This is a genomic window from Roseivirga pacifica, assembly GCF_900111145.1.
GTDB lineage: Bacteria > Bacteroidota > Bacteroidia > Cytophagales > Cyclobacteriaceae > Roseivirga > Roseivirga pacifica.
Genome location: NZ_FOIR01000001.1, coordinates 984,342 through 1,011,185, shown reverse-complemented (window position 1 = coordinate 1,011,185; position 26,844 = coordinate 984,342). Strand labels below are relative to the sequence as shown.

General features: G+C 43.1%; 17 protein-coding genes and 1 tRNA gene. 11 read left to right on the top strand and 7 right to left on the bottom strand.

Features of this window, described 5'->3' with window-relative positions; translation table 11 throughout:
- The first annotated feature begins 9 nt into the window (after window positions 1–9).
- Window positions 10–2,862: a translation initiation factor IF-2 gene (infB, locus tag BMW98_RS04425; protein WP_090257239.1), complete on the top strand. Its 2,853-nt coding sequence runs from the start codon at window positions 10–12 to the stop codon at window positions 2,860–2,862.
- A gap of 82 nt (window positions 2,863–2,944) precedes the next feature.
- Here the strand turns inward: infB and BMW98_RS04420 are convergent, their stop codons facing one another.
- Window positions 2,945–3,388, bottom strand: coding sequence for a DUF6438 domain-containing protein (locus BMW98_RS04420; RefSeq protein WP_139177416.1), 444 nt, complete (start codon window positions 3,386–3,388; stop codon window positions 2,945–2,947).
- Between the two features lie 155 nt (window positions 3,389–3,543).
- Here BMW98_RS04420 and BMW98_RS04415 point away from each other — a divergent pair, with 155 nt between their 5' ends.
- On the top strand, window positions 3,544–6,909 hold the full coding sequence (locus BMW98_RS04415) for a T9SS type A sorting domain-containing protein (protein WP_090257236.1): 3,366 nt from the start codon (window positions 3,544–3,546) through the stop codon (window positions 6,907–6,909).
- 224 nt (window positions 6,910–7,133) lie between these two features.
- On the opposite strand, the gene BMW98_RS04410 is transcribed toward BMW98_RS04415, so the two are convergent.
- Together BMW98_RS04410 and BMW98_RS04405 are read right to left on the bottom strand one after the other, a co-directional pair.
- Window positions 7,134–8,312, bottom strand: coding sequence for a THUMP-like domain-containing protein (locus tag BMW98_RS04410; protein ID WP_245733480.1), 1,179 nt, complete (start codon window positions 8,310–8,312; stop codon window positions 7,134–7,136).
- Window positions 8,309–9,301 (bottom strand): aspartate-semialdehyde dehydrogenase, encoded by a 993-nt coding sequence (locus BMW98_RS04405; RefSeq protein ID WP_090257235.1) that lies wholly within the window; start codon window positions 9,299–9,301, stop codon window positions 8,309–8,311. The genes BMW98_RS04410 and BMW98_RS04405 overlap by 4 nt, the downstream gene beginning before the upstream one ends.
- A 79-nt stretch (window positions 9,302–9,380) precedes the next feature.
- Here BMW98_RS04405 and BMW98_RS04400 point away from each other — a divergent pair, with 79 nt between their 5' ends.
- The 5 genes from BMW98_RS04400 (at window position 9,381) to BMW98_RS04385 (ending at window position 19,110) form a co-directional block, all read left to right on the top strand.
- Window positions 9,381–16,835, top strand: coding sequence for a lamin tail domain-containing protein (locus BMW98_RS04400; RefSeq protein WP_090257233.1), 7,455 nt, complete (start codon window positions 9,381–9,383; stop codon window positions 16,833–16,835).
- A gap of 142 nt (window positions 16,836–16,977) precedes the next feature.
- Window positions 16,978–17,130 (top strand): hypothetical protein, encoded by a 153-nt coding sequence (locus tag BMW98_RS20395; RefSeq protein ID WP_162844676.1) that lies wholly within the window; start codon window positions 16,978–16,980, stop codon window positions 17,128–17,130.
- 181 nt (window positions 17,131–17,311) lie between these two features.
- Complete coding sequence (locus BMW98_RS04395; RefSeq protein ID WP_090257232.1) at window positions 17,312–17,698, top strand: TraR/DksA family transcriptional regulator; 387 nt, start codon at window positions 17,312–17,314, stop codon at window positions 17,696–17,698.
- A complete protein-coding gene (gene scpB, locus BMW98_RS04390; RefSeq protein WP_090257231.1) occupies window positions 17,698–18,276 on the top strand; it encodes an SMC-Scp complex subunit ScpB in 579 nt (192 codons plus the stop codon). The genes BMW98_RS04395 and scpB overlap by 1 nt, the downstream gene beginning before the upstream one ends.
- 42 nt (window positions 18,277–18,318) lie before the next feature.
- Window positions 18,319–19,110 carry a pseudouridine synthase gene (locus tag BMW98_RS04385; RefSeq protein WP_090257229.1) on the top strand — a complete coding sequence of 264 codons (792 nt, stop codon included), beginning with the start codon at window positions 18,319–18,321 and terminating at the stop codon, window positions 19,108–19,110.
- 119 nt (window positions 19,111–19,229) lie between these two features.
- On the opposite strand, the gene BMW98_RS04380 is transcribed toward BMW98_RS04385, so the two are convergent.
- Window positions 19,230–19,302: transfer RNA gene (locus BMW98_RS04380), tRNA-Phe, on the bottom strand.
- Window positions 19,303–19,402: 100 nt separating this feature from the next.
- Here BMW98_RS04380 and BMW98_RS04375 point away from each other — a divergent pair.
- Together BMW98_RS04375 and BMW98_RS04370 are read left to right on the top strand one after the other, a co-directional pair.
- The gene (locus BMW98_RS04375; RefSeq protein ID WP_090257228.1) at window positions 19,403–20,731 is read left to right on the top strand and encodes a 4Fe-4S dicluster domain-containing protein; all 1,329 of its coding nucleotides are present in this window, start codon (window positions 19,403–19,405) and stop codon (window positions 20,729–20,731) included.
- A gap of 12 nt (window positions 20,732–20,743) precedes the next feature.
- A complete protein-coding gene (locus tag BMW98_RS04370) occupies window positions 20,744–21,538 on the top strand; it encodes a (Fe-S)-binding protein (RefSeq protein WP_170836505.1) in 795 nt (264 codons plus the stop codon).
- Between the two features lie 96 nt (window positions 21,539–21,634).
- Here the strand turns inward: BMW98_RS04370 and BMW98_RS04365 are convergent, their stop codons facing one another.
- From BMW98_RS04365 to BMW98_RS04355, 3 genes are read right to left on the bottom strand one after another with little or no spacing between them, the layout of a single operon-like run.
- Window positions 21,635–22,504, bottom strand: coding sequence for a hypothetical protein (locus BMW98_RS04365; protein WP_139177414.1), 870 nt, complete (start codon window positions 22,502–22,504; stop codon window positions 21,635–21,637).
- A 4-nt stretch (window positions 22,505–22,508) separates the two neighbouring features.
- On the bottom strand, window positions 22,509–23,198 hold the full coding sequence (locus tag BMW98_RS04360) for a DM13 domain-containing protein (RefSeq protein WP_090257225.1): 690 nt from the start codon (window positions 23,196–23,198) through the stop codon (window positions 22,509–22,511).
- Window positions 23,199–24,086, bottom strand: a complete 888-nt coding sequence (locus BMW98_RS04355) for an anti-sigma factor (RefSeq protein ID WP_222843601.1) — start codon at window positions 24,084–24,086, stop codon at window positions 23,199–23,201. It lies immediately after the preceding gene.
- A gap of 112 nt (window positions 24,087–24,198) precedes the next feature.
- On the opposite strand from BMW98_RS04355, the gene BMW98_RS04350 reads away from it, so the two are divergent.
- Window positions 24,199–24,699, top strand: a complete 501-nt coding sequence (locus tag BMW98_RS04350; RefSeq protein WP_090257221.1) for a hypothetical protein — start codon at window positions 24,199–24,201, stop codon at window positions 24,697–24,699.
- Window positions 24,700–24,736: 37 nt separating this feature from the next.
- A complete protein-coding gene (locus tag BMW98_RS04345) occupies window positions 24,737–26,809 on the top strand; it encodes a CHU_0125 family OmpA-like outer membrane integrity protein (protein ID WP_090257219.1) in 2,073 nt (690 codons plus the stop codon).
- Window positions 26,810–26,844: the final 35 nt, after the last annotated feature.

Sequence of the window (26,844 nt, the reverse complement as noted above, 5' to 3'; positions counted from 1 at the left end):
TATTTGAGCATGTCTGAAGAAAAAACGATGAGATTGAGCCAGGTGGCCAGGAAATTGAATGTTGGTAGAAATACCATCGTTGATTTTTTGGCTAACAAAGGCCATGAAGTAGACAGTAGTCCGAACGCCAAAATTTCTGGCGATCAGTACTCCATGCTTGCCAAGGAGTTCGCTGCTTCAGCCTCTGAAAAAGAGGAAGCTTCTCATCTAACAATTGGGACCAAACACGTAGAAGATCAGGTAATTGACTCTAGCGGAGTTTCTACTGAACCTACTAAAAGTCCTGAAACTCCTCCTGCCAAGGAGGAACCAAAGCCGGAACCTGCTCCGGAGGCTCCTAAAAAAGAAGAGCCAAAGCAACAACCAGAAGCCGAAAAGCCAGCGCCTAAAAAAGAGGAACCAAAGCCGGTAGAAGAAAAACCAGCCGAACCTAAACCAGCGCCTAAAAAGGAAGAGCCAGTTGCTGAAAAACCAGCACCTGAAGCACCTAAGAAAGAAGAGGCTCCTAAAAAGCAGGAAGAAAAGAAAGAAGAGCCAAAGAGCGGTCTTAAAGTACTAGGCAAAATTGACCTAGCACCTAAAAAGAAACCTGCTCCTGCTCCAGCCAAAGAGGTTAAAAAGGAAGCTCCTAAAAAGCAGGAAGAAAAACCTGCTGCCAAAAAAGAGGAGAAACCAGCTATTGACCCATCTTCAAACAAAGTTATCGAAGCCAAAGCCGACTCTTTAAGAGGACTTAAAGTGCTTGGTAAAATTGAATTGCCTAAAGCTCCGGCCAAGAAAAAGCCAGAGGATAAGAAGCAAGGCGGAAATACCGATGACAAGAAGAAACGTCCGCGTAAGCGCATTCAGAAAGCGCGCGTTGAACGTGCCGGAGGCGGAAACAAATTTGGTGGCGACAACAGACGTGGCGGTGGCAATCGCAACGATAAAAAACGTGTTCCTAAAGAAGAATTGACCGATAAGGAAATTCAGGAACAAATTAAAGAAACGCTTGCTCGCCTTAGTGGCGGTGGCAAAGGCGGAGGTAAAAACCGTTCTAAATACAGAAAAGAGAAGAGAAGTGCTGCTGCTGAAGCTGCCGAAGAGCAAATGCTTAAGGAGCAACAGGAAAGCAAAATTCTTAAGGTAACAGAGTTTATCTCTGCCAGCGATTTGGCCTCTCTAATGAACGTTTCTGTAAACGAAGTTATCTCGGCTTGTATGTCGCTTGGTATGTTCGTTTCTATTAACCAGCGTTTGGATGCCGAAGCAATCACCATTATTGCCGATGAATTTGGCTACGATGTAAGCTTCACTTCTACCGAAGAAGAAACCGAGGTAATTGAAGAAGAAGACAATCCAGACGATCTTACCGATAGAGCACCTATCGTTACCATTATGGGTCACGTTGACCACGGTAAAACATCCCTACTAGATTACATTCGCGATGCGAACGTAACTGCAGGTGAGGCCGGTGGTATTACCCAGCACATTGGTGCCTACGATGTAGAGACCAAAGATGGTAAGCGTATTGCATTCCTAGATACACCGGGTCACGAAGCCTTTACGGCCATGCGTGCTCGTGGTGCTAAAATTACTGACGTTGCCATTATTGTAGTAGCAGCAGACGATAACGTGATGCCTCAAACAAAAGAGGCCATTAACCACGCCCAAGTGGCCGAAGTGCCAATCGTAATTGCTATTAACAAAATAGATAAGCCAGCTGCCAACGCAGATAAAATCCGCGAAGAACTGGCCAACCTTAACATTTTGGTAGAAGACTGGGGTGGTAAATACCAGTGCCAGGAAGTATCTGCCAAAACAGGACAAGGTATTGACGAGCTACTTGAAAAAGTATTGCTAGAAGCCGAACTACTTGAATTAAAAGCCAATGCCGATAAAAAAGGTTTGGGTACAGTAGTAGAAGCATCACTAGACAAAGGTCGTGGATACTTGGCTACGCTAATGGTTCAGTCTGGTAAAATGAAGATTGGAGATGTGGTACTAGCCGGACCTCACTATGGTAAGGTAAAAGCCATGTTTGACCATAGAGGTAATCGCCTGCAAGAGGTTGGCCCTTCAACACCAGTGCAAATGCTTGGTTTAGATGGTGCTCCGCAAGCTGGTGACCGCTTTAATGTAATGGAATCGGAGCGTGAAGCACGTGAAATTGCTAACAAACGTGAGCAAATTCTTCGTGAACAAAGCGTTCGTACTAAGAAGCACATTACCCTTGACGAGATTGGTAGACGATTGGCCGTGGGTAACTTTAAGGAGCTTAACGTTATTGTAAAAGGTGACGTGGACGGTTCTATCGAGGCCTTGAGTGATTCACTATTGAAACTTTCTACTGAAGAGGTTCAGGTAAACATTATACACAAAGGTGTAGGTCAGATTTCTGAGTCTGATGTATTACTTGCTAGTGCCTCTGATGCCATTATCATCGGTTTCCAGGTACGTCCTTCAGGTGGTGCCAGAAGAATTGCCGAAAACGAAGAAATCGAAATCAGACTATACTCTATCATCTACGATGCGATCAACGAGATCAAAGATGCGATGGAAGGTCTACTCGAGCCTACAGAGAAAGAAGTTATCACAGGTAACATTGAGGTTCGCGAAACCTTCAAAATCTCTAAAGTGGGTACCGTTGCCGGGTGTTTCGTTACGGATGGTTTCGTGAAACGTCAGAACCAAATTCGTTTGATTCGCGATGGTATTGTTACCTACACGGGCGACATTGGCCAATTGAAGCGTTTCAAAGATGATGTAAATGAAGTGAAGTCGGGCTACGAATGTGGTTTGAGTATTAAGAACTTCAACGACATTAAGGTGGGTGATATCATCGAAGGATTCGAAATTCAAGAAGTAAAACGAACACTGTAAGCTTCGTAAAAACATAAATAAAAAACCTGATGCTGGAAACAACATCAGGTTTTTTTATACCCAATACCTTCGCTAGTTATTACTATTTGACTGGTTTCCAGTCTAGTAATTCTAAAAGGTCATCAACCTTTTGTTCTAAATCTTTCAGACTTTGTGGTGCACCATCGTAATCAACTATGGTTTTCTCTTCACCATCCTGTTTAAAAGAAATAGTAGTTGTAGGTAAATCTGTCTTGTTCGATTTGTAAGAATCCCTATAACTAAAAAAATCATTCGACTCAAACGCCTCCATTAATGAAGCAAACTGATCATCTGTTAGCTTAGCGTTGAAAGTACCCTCCATTCCTACATGCTCTCTGGCATTTAACACTACATTACCATTAGAAAATATAGAGATGTCATAGTTAGGGCAAGTACCCATGCAAGGTGTCTTTTTCATGTAAACAACGCGTGCATCCTCAGTGTTAACCTGAGCCGCCTTGCACCCAAAAAACAAAACCATAAGAATGATTGAAGCTTTTTTCATATCGAAATTCATTTGCTTGTTAACTTATGCAAAATATGCTCTTTATTTAAGCATTTGACTTAGCTTGTATATGAATTTCTGTTAAAATGAACGATTTTGCTCGTCATTTGCTCCAAAAAGTCAAACATTCACTTAGTTAAGAGAAGACCAGTGTTATGAAAAAACTACTACTGCTAATTATCCTTGCTGCCTTCTGTACACCTTCATTTTCACAAAAAATGGAAAGGCTGGACAAAGAGGTTAAAATTATCTGCTATGCTTCTGAAGAAAGCCCTGGAACCAGATATTTTGGGCGCTTTGAACATAAGCCAAGCATTTCTAAATACGCTGAATTCAGCACAACGGCAGAACAAGCTGGTGGCGCTACTATTGAAGTAACCTATAACGGCTTTAGCGAAGAGGCCCAAGAGGCTTTTCAAAAGGCAATCGACATCTGGTCACAGCTAATATCTTCTGATGTAGTAATTAGAGTAAATGCTACTTGGTCGCAATTAGATGAAGGAACTTTAGGGTCAGCAATTTGGAACACTGCCTACAGAAACTTTGATGGAGCTAAAGAATTAGATGTTTGGTACCCAGTAGCCCTAGCTGAAAAAATGGCTGGCGTGGACCTAAACGGAACAGATGAAGCCGACATTGTTGCCAATTTTAACAAAGGAGCCAACTGGTATTTGGGCACCGATGGAAACCCAGCCTTAGATCAATACGACTTAGTTTCGGTAGTGCTCCACGAACTTGGCCATGGTTTGGGCTTTGTAGATAGTTTCGATTACTCAGAGGATTCTGAGGAAGGCTCTTTTGGCATAAATGACTTTCCTTTTATATATGACTTAAGCGTAGAAAATGCACAGGGCCAACCGTTGGTAGAGCTTGTTAATGAGCCAGCTGATCTTGGAACTGCCCTTACCAGCAACAGCGTGTTTTTCAATTCCCTGACAGCAGTTGCCAATGATGGTGTACGTCCTAAACTATATGCCCCAGCCACTTGGAGCGGAGGCTCCAGTATAGCCCACTTAAACGAAGGCACCTACCCTTCTGGCTCTGCAAACTCTCTAATGACCCCACAGATTGGCGCAAATGAGGTTATTCACGACCCAGGGCCAATTACACTTAATATGTTCGGGGATATGGGCTGGGAAACCACATATATTGACAACATAACACGCCCTAATACTGAAAATTCTCAAGCAGATACTTATACCATTACTGCAGAGGTTGTAAGTGATGTAGGATATAATCCAGAAGGCGTTCAGCTATACTATAGCACCGATGCTTTTGCTAATGACACAACTGTTGTACAAATGACAGCAACAGGCAACGGTAATGAGTTTACTGCAGAAATCAACTCAACAAAGACTGAAGGTCAAGTGTACACTTATTTCTTTAAAGTAGAAGACATTAAGGAGCGTATATTCAATTCTCCAAGTTTACTTTTGGCCGACCGGTATTATTCATTCAGTACAGGCAGCGACACAGAGGCACCGGTAATTACCCATGTTGCTCCAAACTTTATTAGAACTACTGACACGCAGCTAAAACTAGAAGCAACAGTTACAGACTTTTTACCAGTAGAAGTTAGCCTTGAGTATTTTGTGAATAGCGAACCATCTCAAACTGCAGACTTCATCCTTTCTGATGCAGATGCAAATCTATTTTCCACACAAATAGATTTATCAAACTTCAACTTACAGGAGGGTAGCACATTTAGTTACAAAATAACCGCTACCGATGAGTCTAACAATCAGAATACTGCTACTAACCCAGAGACAGGTTTTACAGAACTGAATGTAGTATCAACTCCCGACCCTGCATCATTCTTTTTTACTGACTTTAATGATATAACTGCTGCTGCAGATGAGTTTTTTAATAGTGCCAATTTCACTGTTAAAGAAGAGTCAGGTTTTTCTAACGGTGCACTACACTCAGACCACCCATATGCTGATGGTACCGGGGCCAATGATGAGAGCAATTATACCATAGAGCTTAAAACGCCTATAATTTTGAACGATGGAGAAGCGATCATAAGCTTTGATGAGGTCGTACTCGTTGAGCCGGGCGAGGCTACTTCTGAATTTGGAGATAGTGGTTACTATGACTACGTAATTGTTGAAGGTTCTAAAGATGGTGGTAGCACTTGGTTACCATTGGCCGATGGCTATGATTCAAGAGCTATTACTGCTTGGTCTACCCTATACAACAATAACATAGATGTAGATAATAATTCCACTGCGGTAGGCGATGAGTCTCTTTACAGAAGCAGAAGCATCGATATGCTTGGCAATGGTAATTTTTCTGCAGGCGATGAGATCTTCATCAGGTTCAGGCTTTTTGCAGATCAGGCCGCTCATGGCTGGGGCTGGGCAATCGACAACTTGAATGTTCAACTTGACTTAGAAGCACCTGTAATTGTTCACAATCACTTAAACTACTTAACATCTCTAGACAACTTAGAAATTAGTGCTACGGTAACCGATAATTTTGACGTAGACAGCGTAGGGCTAAAAGTGTTTGTAAACGATTTGGAGCAACCCAATATTCAAATGACAAACACTGAAAGCAACCAATATCGAGCATTGATCGACATCAGTTCTTTACAAGTAGGTGATGTAATTAGATATAGATTAGCAGCTTTTGACACTAAAGAACCTGAAGCAAATGCTAGCTACATTCCTGGTGAAGACAGCTTTTTAGAGCTACCCATAATAGCCTTTAGCGATGCACAAGCAACGTATTCCAACGACTTTAACACAAGTACGGAAGATTTTGTCGGAAACTTCTTTAGCATAGCAACCCCTTCGGGCTTTAGTGATGGAGCAATTCATAGCACTCACCCCTATCCGCTTGCTTTTGGGTCAAATGGTCGAAGTGCGTTCACGTACATGCTTAAAACACCAATTATAGTAAGTGAAACCAAACCATTGGTTTCTTATGATGAGGTACTACTAATTGATTCTTCGAGCGATTATGCAGCTTTTGAAGCATCTAAGGATGGTGGTGAAACTTGGTTTGAAGTTGAAAGCTATGAAACAAGTGACGAACCGAACCTTTGGCTTCCGGTTTATCAAGCGGGTAACAATGGGGAAGCCGCCTTGCTAAAGAATCGAATTGTACGACTTACCGATTCTCCTCAAATAGCCGTTGGTGATGAAATACTCATAAGATTTAAAATTGATAGAAGAAGTACAGCAGCTGGTTGGGGCTGGGCCATTGACAATCTAGAGGTTCAAACGGAGGTGATTACTTCGTTAGAAGATAATGGGGAGATTAAACTAGCGAACATTTACCCTAACCCAATTAAAAACGGCAACCTTAACATTCAAATTGCCGATGTAGGTGCTACTGCAATTGACTATAGTATTGTGACTATGAGTGGGCAAGAGAAGCTTCAGGGAAACAACTTAACGTTGGATCAAGACCAAAAAGCTTCCATCGATGTATCAACACTTCCTTCAGGCCTATTTATGCTAAAAGTTGTTCACAAAGGCAGAGCAAAAGTTTACAAAGTACTGAAGCAAGACTAGTTTTGGTTACCATTGGAAAGTAACTTTAACCCCGAGTTATCACTCGGGGTTTTTATTTATATGATTACACTAAAATTCTTATTGGCGTTGAGTACATTTTTGCTGCTACTTGGTCTCTACAAACCATGGAGAGTACTGTGGTGGATGAGCGCCAAGAATAGACTTACCGTGCTCAAATACTTTGGTGTACCTTGGCTGATACTTTTGATGTTTTATTTAACCGCTTAGAATTGCTTTTCGCACAGCAAAGCAGTGGGGCCATTAAGCCCAGTAAAGGCAAACACATAATTGGCACCGCCCTCTTTCAGCCCTGTCTTTTTTCTTATTTGCGCCACGCTTTGAGGATAGTTGCGCACCGTAATATTCGCTTTCAAATCAGGAATCGTCTTTTTTAAGTATTTCTTATTCAAAGAAATTTCCGACTTCACTTTAAAAACTCTTCCCGGAAAATCGACCACCGGAACTTCTGAAGTATAGAGATGCGTATTCGCATGCAACTTTTTTAACCCGAACTTCTCTGCAATACTTTTGAAGGCCCCAGCCTTTAAAATACTCGCATTTGGTTCGTACAGAAAGTTTGAATAATCTCCTATGATGGCTTCCCGAAGTTCCTCTCCATTAAGGGAAAACTGGTAATGTTGTGCTTCCGTTTTGGAAAAATTCACACAGTGGATGGTAGGTTCGTTCTCCACCCTATAATCCAATAAAAACAGTAACTCCTTAACTTCATTCTGAACGGCTACTACATGTACCACTGCCACATGGCTGAGCTGCTCAATGGCGAGCTTAATATCGAGCAAAGACGAAACCTTTAGCAAAACCTGTTTTGACTTTTGCTGAAGCAATGGCATTAGCTCCAACACATTCGGAGCATAATCTTTTAGCAACACCACCTTCTTGTTGTGGTCATCTCTTCTGGCCGGATCCAAATAGATCAAATCCACCGGCCCTAATGTTGCCAAATAGTCCTCAGACTGCGCATGAACCACTTCAACATTGGCTCCTAGCACTTTGTAATTATGTGCTGCAATTTGTGTTAGCTGTTCTTGGCGTTCTACATATACCCCTTTTTCAAACGACTTTGACAGAAAGTAGCAGTCGATACCAAAGCCACCAGTTAGGTCAACCATAGACTTACCTTTTACTAAACTAGCTTTGTATGTAGCGGTCCGCTCAGAAGATGCCTGCTCCATAGACAGCGCAGGGGGAAACAAAATACCCTCCTGTTGATACCAAGAGGGTAATTTATGTTTTGCTTTTTGCTTGCTTGCAATTTGCTCCACCACTGCTCGCATGGGTAGCTCAGGGTATTGATCTTTTTTGAGCATTAATGAGGCAGGGTCTTCTGCCAAATGTGCTCTAATAAAAGCCTGAACCTCGGGTGAAGCTAATTGATCAATCAAGCGTTTTCTAATTGCTTTTGAAGATATTGTACAATTTGAACGGCATTGGTAGCAGCTCCTTTTCTTAGGTTGTCAGCCACAATCCACATGTTCAAAGTATTCGCTTGACTCTCATCTCTTCTCAATCGACCAACAAAAACCTCATCCTTTTTATGTGCCGTCAAAGGCATTGGATAAACGTTGTTAGCAGGGTCGTCTTGCACAATAATTCCCTCTGTAGCCTCTAGCAAAGCTTTCACTTCCGCTAAGTCAAAATCTTCCTTAAACTCCACGTTTACCGACTCTGAGTGCCCCCCCATAGTAGGGATTCTTACTGTCGTAGCGGTAACCGCAATGCTCTGATCGTTAAAGATTTTCTTAGTCTCGTTGATCATTTTCATCTCCTCTTTGGTGTATCCATTTTCTTGGAATACATCAATGTGAGGTAACACGTTCATATCGATTTTGTGTGGGTAGCACATGTCTGCGGCTTTACCCTCACGCTCGTTCATCATTTGGTCAACTGCGGCCTTACCCGAACCAGTAACCGACTGATAGGTAGAAACCACAATTCGCTTAATGCCATATCGCTCACGTAACGGCTCCAAAGCTGCTACCATCTGTATGGTAGAGCAATTTGGGTTGGCAATAATTTTATCTTCAGCAGTCAACTCTGAAGCATTGATTTCAGGAACAATCAATTTATGATCAGGACTCATTCTCCATGCCGAAGAGTTATCTACCACAGTAGTGCCTACTTCCGCAAATTTAGGAGCCCACTCCAAAGAGGTGCTTCCTCCCGCTGAGAAAATAGCAAAGTCAGGCGCCTGTTTGACTGCATCTTCCAACGTAATCAATGTGTATTCTTTACTCTTGAATACCTTTTTTTTGCCTGCAGATCGCTCAGACGCGACCAATAGCAAATCATCGAATGGAACATTTCTTTCTTCCAGAACCTCTAGGATTTCCCCTCCTACTAGTCCTGTGGCGCCAACTACAGCTAGTTTCATTTTCTTAATAATTTAAATGTTTTGTGTAAAACACAATTTCCAGCGCAAAATTACTATTTTCGAGTACCTGTACACATAAATGAGGCTTACAATTTCGGTAGTTTTTCTACTGTGGACTAATTTATTGCTGAGCCAAGTCAGCACTTTCCCACACACACAAAATTTCGAGCAGGCTTTTATAGTCGGCACGGACGTAGTTTTTATCCCTAATTACACCGGCAACGAGGTTGCCACCACCAACAGAATCTTTCAAGGTGGCGATGGCCGAAACGAAGGAAGTTCTCTTAATATAACCCCAATTTCATCCTTTAGTGGCCAAATTGACATTTCGGCAAATTTTTCTGGGGTGAATAACCCTAAGATTAATTTCTACGCTTACTCTAAGCAAAATGGTAGCGGCACTTCTACTCGGCCAGTTTTACTGTCCTTTTCCACGTCCATTGATGGTGGAAACACATTTTTAGACGATGTTCAGATTGGTGATGACAGCACTTTTCCCAACGATAACCTAACGAGCTATACCGAATATGAATACGAACTGCCAGTTTCGGCTTCAGGTGAGTCAAATACGGTGATTAGAATTACAGCCAGCCGAGGTAGTGGATCTGGTTCGGCTGCCGAATTGGTGATTGACGATTTGAGTATTGAAGAACAGATTTTACCATTGGCGATTAGCGGGGTGAGCGCTACTGCTGCTACGGAAGTTGTTGTAACCTTTAACCAAGATGTAAGCCAAGCAACCGCTGAGAATGCCGCAAACTACACCCTCAATAATGGTATTTCCGTAAGCAGCGCAAGTCTATCAGCATCGAAACAAGTGACATTGACCACCACTAACATGCCGAACAACAACTATGAGTTAACGGTAAACAATGTAGAAGACCTAGCCTCTAACACTCCTGCAAACAATCTTCAAGGCACTTTTTCTTACATAGAAGCTCTAAGCATTTCCAACCTTTCGGTACTATCTAAAAGCAGTCTAGAAGTCACTTTTAACCTCGATTTGGATGAAACATCTGCTGAGACCCTAAGCAACTATACAGTTGACAACGCCATTGGCAACCCAAGCAGCGCCACATTGAATGCCACAGAAAACAACAAAGTAATGCTCACCTTTTCAACAGGTTTTACGGAGAACACATTTGAGCTTACGGTAAATGGTGTAACGGACGAATCGACACTTGCGAATACCGCAAACCTTACAGAAGACTTTAGCTATTTGCCTTTAGCCATTAATTCAGCCTTGGCAGTTTCAGCCACGGAAATAGTACTTGTTTTCAACCAAGACTTAGACAACACCAGTGCCGAAACAGCTTCGAATTACACCATAGATTTTGGCCGTGGCAGCCCAACCAGCGTTATGCTCGATGGTAGTGATGCCTCCAAAGTAACGCTTACCATAGCCAATGCCATGGTGAATAACATCTACACAGTATCTGTAAACAATGTGAAGAATCTTGCAGGTAATACAACCGCAGCAAATCTTACAACCGAGGTTGACTATGAAACGGCCACTTTCTCCAGACAGATAGTGATTAACGAGCTGTTTGCCGATCCAACGGGTGACAACGCACCAGTGCCGGCTGTTTTACCAACGGGGTCTAGCGAAGAATTTGTTGAGCTGTATAATACTACCGATGAGGCCATTGATATTACAGGATTTTCTCTTTCTGGAGGCACAATCGGAAACTTTGTATTAGGTGCGGATAGCTATGTAATATTGACCTCTACGAGTAATTTAGCCACATATCAAGGTTTTGGAGATGCGGTGGCTGTGTCATCTTGGAACAGTTTGACGAATGGAGGAGAACAACTGTTATTAACAGATAACCTTGGTAATTTGGTAGACAGCCTGACCTATAATACGGAATGGTATGGGGACGAATCTAAGGCAGATGGCGGCTGGACTTTGGAACAAATCAATCCAGCACTGGCCTGTAGCGACATTAACAATTGGTCTGCTTCAACCAGTGCCAACGGTGGAACGCCTGGATTGCAAAACAGTATTTACGACATCACCCCAGACACTGAAGGGCCAAATTTGGTGTCCGTTACCATCAGTACACCACAAGAAATTGTGGTGACCTTTGATGAGATTATGGATGCCGCGAGTCTCGGCAACGGTACTTACACGTTGAACAACGGAGCCAACGTAAATAGCACTAGCCCTAACAGCCCTAGTCTTCGTTCGGTTACACTGGCATTGGTAGTACCAATGGTTTCAGGCACCATTTACACCCTGAATATTAGCGGACAAACAGACTGTGCGGGCAATGCAGCAGAGACCACCACAATAGACTTTCTGTTCGATAATGAAGCGCCAGTTTTTGAGCGCTTTGTGCTAAAAGACTCTGTAACACTAGATTTAATATTTGATGAAGCCTTGGCCAAAACCATTGCCGAAACTGAGGCTAACTTCTCCATTAACGCAGGTATTGGTAGCCCAAAAACTGCAAAACTCAACGATTCACAAGCCAATAGAGTACACCTAACACTGGACAATCCGCTGAGTATTGGTAGTAATTATACCCTGACCTATCAGCAGCTTACCGACACGCTTGGCAACACGGTTTCTACAAGCAATGAAAGCTTCTCCTTCATTAATCAAATCGATACGGTGATTGTAATCTCAGAACAGCTTTTGGATGTCTATTTTGAAGCAGCGGTGAATGAAGCAAACGCAGAAAACCTGTTCGCATATCAAGTAGATGAAAGCATCGGCTCGCCAGCAACGGCCACTTTAGATGCAGGAAATGACAAATTGGTTCACCTTGTTTTTGGCACTTCATTTCCTGAAAATGACGAACTGATAATTGCCTTCGAGGGCATTCAAGATGCCTCTTTGAGCTACTTACAGCTACTAAATACCGAGTTTATTTATGACACGGACGATCCTGATTTGGACACCATTATAGTAATTGATGAGAATAGTATTGAGCTCTTCTTTGATGAGCCACTGGGACTTACATCGGCCGAAAGCATTAACCATTACACAGTAAACAATGGACACGGTAACCCAAGTACGGCCACACTTCAACCTGGACAAAAATCCGTTGTGCTAGATTTTGCCACTAACTTTGAGCAAGAGGTTGAAAACCGTATTACCTACACAAGCATTGCTGATTTGTCTGGGAATGCCATTTCGACCAATCGAGGATATAATTTTACCTACGATAGGCTGGCGCCAAGGCTTAACAGTATCAAACTTACCTCGCCCAATACTTTAAGGGTTGAATTTTCCGAAGAGGTGGCTAAATCAATTGCTGAAAATCCGGCTAACTATTCTGTGAGTAACGGCCTTGGCAACCCAACTCAAGCCTTACGTTCCGAAGAGTTTACCAATGTAGTTACACTTACGTTTGCTGACCTCGGCAACTATGCCGAAAACACACTTACCATTAGCAACATTGCCGATTTATTCACCAACGATTTGGCAACCACGCTTTCGGCCTCCTTTTCTACACTTACCCCGAACTTTGGCACTTTTACCATACTAACCGACACCAGCATTCAGGTGCAATTTACCAAGCCGCTTACCCAAGCTTCTGCAGAAGAAGTGGAAAACTACGGGTTTGATAAAGGCATTGGCACATTCTCCCTAGAGCACGACTCTAGTGACCCTTCAATTGTCAGATTGTATTTAACCATACCATTAAAGCCAGAGATTAGCTACAGAATGGTAGTGGACAGACTTGAAGATCTGGATGGGAATTTAATGCCTCCAACTCATCATGATTTCACGTACGATTCGCAACTGGACGATGTGAATATTTTAAACGAGCACACTTTAGTACTCAATTTTAGTACAAATGTAGATGAAAACGCAGCCGAAGCACTCACTAACTTCAGCCTAAACAATGGCATTGGCAACCCAATTTCGGCCGTGAGAAGCACCAACGACAGTAGCCAAGTTACATTGCTGTTTGCGCAGGACTTTCAGGAATCTTCCACATATACCCTTTCCGTTTTTAACCAAAAGACCATTTTCGGAGGTGTTATTCCTGGCTCTAGAACTACGCTAGATTATGATGTAACTGCTCCAGTGATACTGGCTGTTAACTCATATTACACCAACCAGATTGAAGTAGTTTTTAACGAAACGCTGAAACGCACTACCGCCCAAACACTCAATCACTACTCGCTGAATAATGCTATTGGCCAACCTACTGCAGCCTATCTGCAAGCAGATGGAAAATCGGTACTTTTAACTTTTGCCAACGCCTTGAGCGATGCAACGGTTTACCAGCTTAGCTCCGAAAGAGTAGAAGATAGCCAAGGAAAGGCAATGACAGCGAACACCTTCGACTTTACGTTTACGGCTCCTGTTAAGCCAAACTTTAGAGACATTGTAATTAATGAAATCTACTTCGATAACGACTTCAAATCTGCTATTCCGAACTACGAGTTTGTAGAGCTCTACAACCGTAGTGCGTCAAACATCAACTTGCGCGAATTCTATCTTACCGATAAAAATGACACCGCGCATTTTGGCAATGTTACACTGAATACTGGAGAGTTTTTAATCGTATCGGGTACCACTGCCGGCTCACTCTTTCAAGCTTATGGCAATGCAGTCGGCCTTGCTAACTTCCCCTCGCTTAACAATGCTGGAGAAACCATTCTACTGCTCGATAGAGATCTCAATGTTGTTGATTCAATCGCTTACAATACGAGCTATTATAATGACGAAGAAAAAGCTGATGGTGGCTTTACCGTAGAATTGATTAATCCTGAAAAACCGTGCTTCGATGTGAGCAATTACGCGGCCTCAACGCATCCAGATGGGGGAACACCAGGCACTCAAAACTCCGTTTTCGATAACTCCGCAGACAATATAGCCCCTACGCTCGAAAGCTTAACCGTTTTGTCCACTACCGCACTTCAACTTACTTTTAATGAGTCTATGGACATTTCCACACTCATTTCTGGCAATTTTTCGCTTACAGGAACAAGTACCGTAGCCTCTGTAACGGTTAATGAAACCTTCGGAACAGATGTAACCTTAACACTCTCCTCTGCTTTTGAAACCGGCCTAAACCATACACTTACCATTAGCGGAATTACTGACTGCAGCGGGAACGCACTGACCACCACCGCAAGCTTTTCAAAAGGAGCAACACCTCAGGTAGAAGACTTTTTAATTACCGAAATAATGGCAACCCCGGCACCTAGTAATGGCCTGCCGGAAAGAGAGTACATCGAGATTTTTAACAACTCAAATAAAATTCTTTCTACAGAAGATCTATTCTTGAAGGATGACAAAGCAGCCGCAAGCATTGGGAGTTATGACGTAGCGCCACAAACCTATGTAATACTCACAAGCACGACAGGTAGCACCGAAATGGCCGCTTACGGAACAACCATTGGCATTAGCTCCTTCCCTAACTACACCATTGATGATGAAGTAAGTTTAGAAAGGGCCGATGGAACGACCATTTTCAGTGTAGACTATGACAAAACTTACTATCGAGACGAGAGCAAAGAAGATGGCGGCTACAGCATGGAAATGGTTAACCTAGCCCCGGCTTGTTTCGATCAAGGGAACTGGGGTGCCTCCTCTGCTGCATTGGGCGGTACGCCTGGCTCACAAAACAGTATTTTCGATGATAGCCCAGATGTTACCGCACCGACCGTTACTTCATTTGAAGTTATTGATCAATCGAATTTTGCCTTTACTTTTAGCGAGTCGATGAATTTAGCCACCTTAATTCCGGCTAACTTCGATGCATCAGGAGGCCTAACAGTGAGCGAGGTAAATTGGGTTGACGATTTTGGCCAAGCAATTACGGTTAGCTTAACCTCCCCATTTACAGATGGTACTGAGTTCACAATCAGCATATCTGGAGTCGAAGATTGCGCTGGTATTAGTATGGCCACCGAAACCTTCCGCTTTGCCTCGGGCGATGAACCACAACTCTTCGACTTGCTGATTACAGAAATAATGGCCAACCCTACGCCATCTGCCGGACTGCCAGAAGCGGAGTATGTAGAAATTTACAATGCATCGAACAAAATACTTTCGCTAAATGGAGTTGTGCTTGCCGACAAAGTAAGCGCCAGTTATTTGGCCAATAGTACCATTAAGCCAGGCGAGTATCTGATCCTCACCCCAAGTGCCAACGCCAGTAGTTTTGAAGCTTATGGAGATGTGATGACACTGCTGACTTGGCCCAATTTGAATAATGACAGTGACAAACTTTCCCTTTACAACAAATCGGGAGACGAAATATTCACGCTTACCTACGCGCAAAGTTGGTACAGAAGCCAGTCGAAAAGTGCAGGTGGTTACTCACTAGAAATGATTGACTTGAACTACCCATGCGTGGAAGAAGGCAATTGGACAGCTACCGAAAGCACCAATGGTGGTACACCAAGCACACAAAATGCTGTTTATGGCAATAATCCGGATAATGCCGGACCCGAATTAGTACAGGCAGTATCAGTAGACGAAAGCACCATTCTGTTAACTTTTAATGAAAAACTTGGTGAGAGCAGCATTGATTTAACCGATTTCTCCGCCAACCAAGGCTTAAGCTTTATTGCCTATCAGCTAAATGAAGACCACAAGTCGATTCAGCTTACAACGGCAAGCGATTTACAGGCCAGCACGGTTTACCAAATTGCTGTGCAAAACCTCACAGACTGCACCGGAAACCTAATATCAGCAACAAATAACAGCGATGAAATTGTAGTAGCCAGCGAGGCAAGCCCATTAGACATTGTTGTTAATGAAGTACTTTTCAACCCCAATAGTGGCGGTGCAAGATTTGTAGAGTGCTACAATCAATCCAACAAATACATCAACTTAAAAGGCTGGAAAATTGCGGGGAAAGGCAATACCAAAACTATTGTTACTGAAGACTACATTCTAGCACCAGCACAATACTTTGTAGTAACCAACGATGCGGATGTACTGGCATCGGAATATAGTGGCACGGTTCGCAGCAACATAATTGAAATTAGCAGCATGCCAACCATGGCCGATGATAATGGTGCGGCCATTTTGCTCAATGCCAACACGGAGGAAATTGACCGTTTCGATTATGACGAATCATATCATTCGCCATTGTTAGACGATAACGAAGGAGTTTCATTGGAAAGGATCAGGTTTAGTGGAGAAAGCAACGATCCGAACAACTGGTACTCAGCCTCTTCAGGGGTGGACTATGCTACACCTGGCTACGTAAATTCGCAATCTAGAGGCACCAATCAAGCAGTGGCTACAGTTGCATTAGACCCGCCAACTTTTGCCCCCGAATTAGCCGGTGTGGCCAACTTTACAACCATTAATTACAACTTCAAAAGCCAAGGCAATATGTTGAATGTTTCCATTTACGATGCCAACGGCAACCTCATAAAGCGAATAGCTCAAAATAAGCTGGTTGGTAACCAGCCATTCTTTACATGGGATGGCACCACTGAGCAAGGCGGAAAGGCCAGAGTAGGCTATTATTTGGTCCTAACAGAAGTTATATCAGCCGATGGAAAAGTTGACTATTTAAAGGAAAAGGTTGCTATCGGTAGCCGATTTTAGACAAAAAACAGGCTCTAAAGCCCAAATTACTGCCTTGAATTATTCCATTCAATCAGAAATTAATCTTGTGTTTTACTAAGAATTCAAGATATAATTCTGTACCTTCAATTGACTTAGAACTCAACTTAACCTATTGGAATCTATGAACTGTATTATTAACGACACCATTGCCCGGTACTGGAAAAAAGGCATAAACCCCGATGTTTTAGCGCGTTACATCGCAATTAAGCATCGAATTTCTGTTGACAAAAGCACCATTTTTCGCAGAATCGAAGCAATGAATTTAAACTTTTAAGCTCCTAACAGGAGCTTTGCTGCTTTTCAGCCATTCGCATCTAAACAAAATTATATTCTGTTTATTGTCCTATTCATTCCAAAAGGCTTTTAAAAGCCCTTCGGAAAAAACTTCTATTGTTTTGTAAATGATGGCCAGAGGTTTATTTTAGCGCAACTTTATTCATCCTAATTGCGAACACATGAGCCAGGAAGTTAAAACAAGATATTCGGAGAGTGAACTGAAAGAATTCGAAGCGCTCATCTTAGATAAAATTGAAAAGGCCAAGAACGAGCTGAACGAGCTTAAGAAAAGCCTTACTAAAAGTGGTGACTCAGGAGACGACATCACGAATAACTCAACCAAAGTGCTAGAAGATGGTGCCGACACTTTGGAAAAAGAGAATCTAAACCAATTGGCAGCACGCCAGCAAAAGTTTATCAACAATTTAGAGAACGCCCTTATCCGAATTAAAAACGGAACCTACGGTATTTGTATCGATACAGGTAAACTCATTTCGAAAGAAAGACTAAAGGCTGTACCGCATACTATGCACTCTATAGAAGCCAAGCTTTCTCAGCGTAAGTAATGGACTTTCTGGGGAATCATATTGAAGCCCTAATTTTCTGTGCTCAAAAACCTATTAAGGTAGACGAAATTAGAAACTGCCTCAGCGAAATGTTTGAGGCAGACGTGCCTGTAAAGGACATTGAAACCACCATTGAAAAAGTAAGTGAGAAATATGCTTCGGATGAATATGCTTTCGAAATCATTCATTCAGGTGGCGGCTACCAGTTTCTTACCAAACCTGCTTACCAAGCCAGCATTGGCATTTTATTAAAACATCAATCCAAAAAAAGGCTTTCTACCTCAGCACTCGAAACCCTTTCGATTATTGCTTACAAACAGCCCGTTACCAAGTCGGAAATGGAGCAAATACGTGGGGTAAACTGCGATTACAGTGTTCAGAAGCTGCTAGAAAAGGAGCTGATTGAGATTAAAGGAAAGTCTGAAGCCATTGGCCGCCCAATGCTCTATGGCACTAGCGACAAGTTTATGGACTACTTTGGCATTAACAGTCTAAAAGACCTGCCAACTCCGAAAGATTTTGCCGAAAATGAAAACGAAATTGGTCCTCAAGAAACTGAGGAAAAAGCTCAGGAATAATCCCTAACTTTGCTGCAAATACAGTAGTGATACTGAATATCTATGCAAAGAAAACAGAACTCCAAAAAGAAATTCGGCACCAACAAACCACAAAACACGCCCGAATCTTCACCCCAAAAATCAGCTGGCTTTGATGAACCTGTAAGGTTGAATCGCTATATCGCAAACTCAGGCGTATGTTCGCGCAGAGAGGCCGATAAGCTAATTGAGGCAGGCGAAATAAAAGTTGATGGTGAAGTAATCAAAGAAATGGGTTACAAGGTGCAGCCCGGCCAAGTAGTAAAATACAATGGCAAAGCCCTTAACCCAGAAACACTGCAATACATATTACTGAACAAGCCAAAAGGCTTTATTACTACCACATCGGACCCGAAAGGACGTAGAACCGTTATGGACTTGGTGAAGAATGCCTGTCCAGAGCAGATCTTCCCCGTTGGTAGGCTTGATCGCGCAACCACCGGCTTATTGCTCTTTACAAACGATGGCGACTTAGCCCGCAAACTCACTCACCCATCCAAACAAATTCTGAAAGTGTACCAAGTTACGCTCGATCAGCCCATAACGCAGGCCGACTTTGACGAGATTGTAAATGGCGTGAAATTAGAAGATGGCCTGGTGGAAGTGAACGATTTGGCCATAGTCTCTTCCGACAAGAAAAACATTGGTATAGAAATCCACATTGGTAAAAACAGAATTGTAAGAAGGCTCTTTGAACACTTTGGTTACAAAGTAGAAAAGCTAGACAGGGTGGTTTTTGCTGGTCTTACCAAAAAGGACCTACCAAGAGGCAAGTGGCGTACCTTAACCGACAAAGAACTTAGAGGATTGAAATAAAAATAGTATGCATGCATACTATTTTTCTCATAGGGTGTTATATTCGCATATGTCATGCAAACGATTTCAACATGTAGCAAATAAAAAACCCCTTCGAAACGAAGAGGTTTTTGTTGCAGTGGTGCTGAGTGGATTCGAACCACCGACTCACGGATTTTCAGTCCGATGCTCTACCAACTGAGCTACAGCACCCTGAATTGGAGGCACAAAAGTATGCAAAATGATATACCGTGCAAAACATTTTTAATAATTTTCAGATAAGAATTAAAAAGCCGCTCAAGACCAAGACATTATGCAGTACATTTCTCAAATAGCTTTTCTAGTGGTAGTGGCCGTTGCCACCTACTTTCTATACAAGCGCATTACCCAAATAAGAAAGAACATCTTACTTGGTAAAGCCGCAGGAAGAAACGACAACCAACCCGACCGTTGGAAAACCATGCTTTTGGTTGCCTTTGGTCAGAAGAAGATGTTTAAGCGCCCATTACCGGCATTTTTGCATTTACTCGTATATGTTGGCTTTTTGGTAATTAACCTAGAAGTGCTCGAATTTGTAATTGACGGAATTGCCGGAACACACAGAATCTTCGCTCCATTTCTTGGTGACTTCTACACGGTGCTCATCAACGTGTTTGAATTCTTAGCGATAGGCGTGCTACTCTCTTGCGTAATCTTTTTAATCAGAAGAAATGTATTGGGCGTAAAACGCTTTAAAGGTTCAGAAATGAAGAAGTGGCCAACCCTGGATGCCAACCTCATTCTGATCACTGAAATCATTTTAATGTTTGCTATTTTAACCATGAATGCGACCGACATGCTCATTCAGGGGCAAGACGAGCATTATGCACAAACAGGCACTTTCTTTTTCAGCCAGTTCTTAATGCCTTTGTTCGAAGGGCTTTCCGTTAGCACCCTCATCTTAGTTGAACGCTTTGCGTGGTGGTTCCACATTGTTGGCATTTTGGGCTTTGCGGTATACGTTACTTATTCCAAGCACCTCCACATTGCTTTGGCCTTTCCAAACACGTGGTATTCTAACCTAAAGCCTAAAGGCGAAATGGAAAACATGGCTGCCATTACCAACGAGGTGAAAATGATGTTGGGCATGCCGGTTGAAAATGCTGAAGAGCCTCCTGCCGAAATTGGTAGGTTTGGTGCTAAAGACGTGAACGATTTGAGTTGGGTAAACATTATGAACGCCTACTCTTGCACAGAATGTGGCCGTTGTACCTCACAATGCCCGGCCAACATAACAGGTAAAAAACTTTCGCCACGAAAAATAATGATGGACACCCGCGACCGTGCCGAAGAAGTAGGCGCTAGCATAGCAGCCGGTGGCAAAGGTTTGGAAGACGGCAAATCACTATTGGGCGATTACATTACCAAAGAAGAAATAAACGCATGTACCAGCTGCAACGCTTGTGTAGAGGCCTGCCCGGTAAACATTGACCCGCTATCAATCATTCTTCAAATGAGAAGATACGTGGCCATGGAAGAATCAGGTAGCCCAGCCTCTTGGAACAGCATGTTCCAAAATGTGGAAACCAGTTTTGCACCATGGAAATTTGCCCCAACCGATCGTTTTAAGTGGGCTGACGAACTAAACAAAGAACCTAACTAAGTTGAATAGAACATGAGTGAAGCAATAAAAGTATCGACCATGGCCGAAATGGCCGCCAAAGGCGAAAGCCCTGAAGTACTCTTTTGGGTTGGCTGTGCCGGTTCGTTTGACGACAGATATAAGAAGGTGACTATAGCCTTCATTAAAATTTTGAACAAAGTGGGCATTTCCTTCGCGGTTTTAGGTGAAGAAGAAACCTGCACAGGCGACCCTGCCAGAAGAGCCGGAAACGAGTTCTTATTCCAAATGCAGGCCATGGCCAATATTCAGGTATTGGACGGTTACAACGTAAAAAAGATAGTAACCGCATGTCCGCACTGTTTCAATACCATTAAAAACGAGTACCCAGAATTAGGCGGCAACTACGAGGTAATTCACCACTCCACTTTCCTACAGCAACTAATTAATGAGGGCAAAGTAGGCCTTAAAGGTGGCGGTGAATTTAAAGGCAAAAAAATCACCTACCATGACTCTTGCTACTTAGGTAGGGCCAACAACATTTATGAAGCACCAAGAGAAGTGCTACAGGCGCTCGATGCAGAATTGGTTGAAATGAAGCGTTGCCGAACCAAAGGCCTATGCTGTGGCGCAGGCGGTGCCCAAATGTTTAAAGATGCCGAACCGGGCAACAAAGAAGTAAACATTGAAAGAACAGAAGATGCCCTAGCTACTGGTGCCAACGTAATTGCTGCGGCATGCCCCTTCTGCATGACGATGATGAAGGATGGCGTAAAGAGCAAGGAAAAAGAAGACTCGGTAGAAGTACTGGATTTGGCTGAGCTGATAGCCAAAAACGAAGGACTATAAAAATGGAAAAGGTGCCCGAAAGAGCACCTTTTTTAAATTCCAAAACTAATTATTTGAGACCGTTTGAAAATACGAACGGCAGATATCAAAAAGGGTTTACTTTTTTCCTGTAAAATTGAAAAATACCCCTAATGAATATGATGGACTGGCCAGTACGCGCCTGCCATAAGGGGCAAAGCCAACGGCAGCCGATATACCCGAAGATTCATTAAAGAAATAATTCACTTCTGGTGTTACCGCCAAATACTCAATGTTATTGGAGAAAATTCCGTTGGAAGGTGTTTCCAAATCGTCTCCATTGTTCAAAGAGTTTACACTGTACAGCTTTAGGGCCGTCAATAACTTAGGAGCAATTCTATACCCGACCTCGGCACCGATTCTAAATTCATCGCTAAAGTTATTTGAGCGATTGTTATAGCCAATCAATGTATTTACATAGCCCTTTCCACCATTAAAAGAGCGACTGGCTTCTATTGTCAGCATTACGTTAAATTCGCCATCGCCAGTTTGTAGCACGCCTGTATCGCCACCTTCAGGGTTTCCCAAGGGTAACCCAAAAGTTATACCGGCACTTACCACAATGGGCTTCCCGGTAATCAACCCATATTTAAAGGTTACATCGGCATCGCCAATAGAGTTTACAGCATCTCCTGGCTGCAGTATCTCCCCTGTGCTAGCCGATTTTTGCTCATTCAATGTAGCTCTGGCAAAAAACGGTAAGTAAACAATTCCTGTTAGCTTGTCCGTTATGCCATGTTCAGCATAAACACTGGTGAGGTAAATACTAGAAGTTGAAATACTAATAATATCCCCATCAGGGTTAAAGTAGTCGTCAGACCGAATAACAAACTGGTTGAATTTAAGGTATGTGCTGCCTTTGGCGGCAGGCCAACCTCCCCCGGCACGAAGCGTGTAAACACAGCTTATCAACGCAATGGTTAAGTATAATTTTCTGTAGTGCTTCATGTCATTAGTTGTCAAATTCCCCATAGCCAAACGGCACACCAAACGGCCTGCAGTAAATATGAACAAAGTCATACTCAAAAAGCTCGGCCCTTTCCTTACTAATAAGATAAGTTTGAGCACCAGAATTAGCCTGTAATTCTCCAACTTCAATTCCACCGCTAACGCCATCAGCATTGTCACTCAAGTACACGTACAAGCCCGGTCCATTAGAAGCTCTAAAGTCGCTACCAAAAACCAGTTCTAGGTTTTCTCCTACCTCCGACATACCAAAGGAACCCTCCACAGTATAGCTACTCTTACCTTGAAACATCCCCACTCTTTCGCTGGTCAACTCAGAAGTTTCTTCCCCTGCCACAACTTTCACAGAATCTTTCCGGCTAGATGCCATTACACGTATGTAAGCAGTTCCTTCCATTTCGGCCATTACCAAGCCCATGCCATCTACCGAGAGTACCGAGTTATCAGAGCTTGACCATGCTATTTCATCGCTGGCCATATCACCCATATTATCGAAAAACACAGCTCTAAACTGAACCGCATCTCCTACCCGAATAGTATCCACAGCTGTAAGAATAGCAAGGCGCTCATCTACAATACCGTCTTCCACTATATCGGTACCAATGCAAGAACTTAGCGCACCCATAGCTAAAAAGCACAGGTAGCTAATAGAAGGTATTACTGCTGACTTACTCATTTAGTTTATAGTTACTTGTCCGGTAGGAATACCAGATTGGTTAACAGTTAAATCGTGAGTTGCAGGCGCTGTTGCCGCATCTACAGGTAAGTTAGCTATTAATGGCTTGAGTAAAAATGGCCCAGCTGCATTATCTGGCTCAGGCTCAACGGTAATCACCACTGTTCTTCCCCTTAAATCCAATGGAAAATTCTCTCCTGCAGGGGCATTGTTAAAAAAGTCTTCTCCCGGAATTGGAGGCCCGGCATTGTTTTCCGTTCCACTAAACGCGTTGCTTTCGTCCATTTCATCAAAGGCAGTAAACCTACCAGTAGTAATTGGTCCAGCCTCGCCAATAACCCAACCTTCGTACACCCAGCCCTCAGGCAAAACAGGCAAATCTAAACCTGATGTAGGCGGTGTTCCAGGGTTGCCAAACCACACACCAAATTGGTCGTTTCCATTATTCCCATCGGTTTCATCTGTTGGAGTTCTTAAAAAGAATTTACCCGAAGCATTTTCAAAGGCACCTAAAGCTGGTGCCACACCCGTAGATAAGGCGGCTTGTCCATTGGCAATATCTCCGGCCAACAGCTTTTGAGCAGAAGGAGCAGGGTCTGTATCTGGTATCGGCTCTACGGTTAATACAAACTTTGTGGCGTTGGCTGCATTGGCCGCATCAACACTAAAAGCCGATTGAGAAAGGTTTCCGCCATCGGTAACTGTAAATACCCCGGTGCTTATTGGGGCACCATCAACAATTAGCCAACCCTCGTATTGCGCGCTACTCCCCAAGTCCTCGAGTCCATTAATACTTAAATTTAAGTTGGCCTCACTTGGCGCATCATCATCGTTGCAAGCCACCAAAAAGAGCGCTGCAAGCCCTAAAGTCAAAAACTGTTTTTTCATGATTTTATGGTTTTAGTTCAACCTTCTAACCTTTGTATCGGAATTTTTGTGTCATTGGATTGGTTACAAATGACAACAGCCCGACATTTGGGCAGAAGAACTGTAGAAAATCATGCTAACACCATTCGAAAAACTAAGTGACAACGCCAGAATTTGGATCTATCAAGCTGATAGAGTGCTCAATGCGAGTGAGCAAAAGGAAATTCTTGCGCAAACAGAGTCATTCCTTCACCAGTGGGCCGCCCATGGCCAGGCGCTTTTAGCTTCGGCCAAAATTGAGCATGGCCACTTCCTTATCATTTGTACTGATGAGTCTTTTAACCTAGCTAGTGGATGCTCTATCGACAGCTCGGTTCGATTTGTTCAAGAATTGGGCGAGCAGTTCAAAGTAAACTTTTTCGAGCGAAGCAATCTGGCGTTTTTAATTAACAGCACTGTTAAGCTTGTACCAATGCAAGCTGTTAAGGCTGAAGTGGCCAACGAAAACATTGCTGCCAATACTTTGTTTTTCAATAACACCGTTGGTACTAAAGCAGAACTTGATACCAAATGGTGCGTAAAAGCGAATGAAAGTTGGCTAAAAAGATACTTTCAGCAAGCCGAGAGCGTATAATATCTAAGCATTCAGCTTAATTCATTATTTTACAAGCATGATTAAAAGGAGATTCATACTCGCTACATTGACGGTTGCCCTTGTTTGGGGCTGTGGATCGTCAAAAGTGAATTTCTTGGGGGTGCAAGAACCTCCTAAAAAAACAGCCGCTCCACCTGCAAACCCTACCTTAAGCCAACCAACTTCGGCAGCCGCTGTGGCCAAAGCGCAAGAGGAGGAAGACAAAACACCAAAATACATGGAGAGCTATGTAGAGGACGAAAACTACATACAAGCCATTGCAGATTTTGAAGAAGAGCTGAAAGAAAACCCTGATGCTGCTGACCTGAATTTCTACACTGCCGAGTCTTACAGAAAGTTAGGCAACATTAAAGCTGCTTTACCTTACTACACCAAAGCACGCGAAAACGGATACGACAACGAGCAACTAGAAATTTATTACGCACTCTCGCTAAAAGCTCATGAACGCTATGACGATGCCAAAGAAATTTTGGAAGAATACCTGACTTACGGCACTACCGAGATCTATAAAGAACGCGCTCAAAAAGAAATTGCCAACCTGGCCAAGCTAGACTCAATTAGCCTGTATGTAAGAGACGTAGACCTCAATTTGTTAGGCGAAATCAATACCGAACAATCTGAATACAGCCCTTTTTATTTTAACGGGGAGCTTTATTACGTAGCACTTTCAGAGCCAGAGAAATTTGCCCGCTATGACATTCCTTACAGTGATTTGCGCAAGGTTAAAATGAACGGCCTTTCTCCCGAAGCTGGCAGTATTGAAACCCTATCTGAGATTTTTAATGAAGTGAACATAAACGAAGGCTCCATCACCATTTCGCCCGATGGAACCAAAGCCGTATTCGCAAAAGGAAACACAAACGATAAAAAAGGCCGAAGAAGTGTAGACCTCTACATTTCAACCAAAAGAAACGGCCAATGGACACAGGCGCAAATTATGCCTATTAACAGTGCCGACTCTTGGGACACTTCCCCAGCCTTTAACAACTCTGGAGAAACCATTTACTTTGCCAGCGATAGACCAGGTGGCTATGGCGGTTCCGACATCTACAGAGCTACAATAAACGCCCGTGGACGTTGGGCCGATGTAACCAACATGGGACCAGACATCAACACAGCTGGAGATGAGGTTTTTCCGTACGTTTCGCCTGACAATAAACTATACTTTGCCAGCGATGGCCATGCAGGTTTCGGTATGCTCGACCTTTTTGAAGCAGTGAATAGCGGTGGAAATGTAACAGTACGCAACCTTGGCCCTTCGTTCAACTCGCCTGCCGATGATTTCGGACTGGTTTATTCCGATTTTCCTTTTGAGGGTTTTTATAGCTCGAACCGTGAGGGCGGAAAAGGTGGAGACGACATCTACAGCTTTATTGATAATTCTAGCGATCTAAAGCAAATCACCTATTTACTAAAAGGCACCACTTATCAGAGAGGTGAAGACAGTACGGTTACTATTCTGGGCAACGTACAAGTAAAACTTTTAGATGAAAACGATCAACTGGTTGACGACATTTTGAGTAGCCGAGGTGGTTCATTTAGCTTCCCTGTTGACCCTGAAAAGCGTTACACCTTAGTGGGTGAAAAAGAAAATTACTTTACGGAAAGAACCCTGTTTAGCACCGTTGGTGAAGGTGTAGCGCAGGAAGATCTGGTTGAGCGATTTACAGAGAAGGTATTCAATGCAGATGTTACGCTTGACGAGATAGTGCTTAATAAAGCCATAGTGGTTCCTAATATTTACTACGATTTGGATAAAGCCGAAATTCGTGCTGATGCTGCTGTAGAGCTCGACAAACTTGTGATTCTGCTTAAAGATAATCCGGAGATATCAATTGAATTGAGTTCACATACCGATGCCCGATCAGGAGATGATTACAACCAAGACCTTTCTCAGCGAAGAGCACAAGCCGCGGTTGACTATATTGTTTCGCAAGGCGTTCCACGCAACCGACTTGTGGCCAAAGGCTATGGCGAATCGCAGTTGATAAACGGCTGTACCAATGAGCGGATTGACGAATGTTCGGAAGAAGAGCACCAGCAAAACAGGCGTACCGAATTTAAGGTAACCAACATTGACAAGAATTGATCTGAGATAATCTCATGAATTGAGCCTCCTTTTGG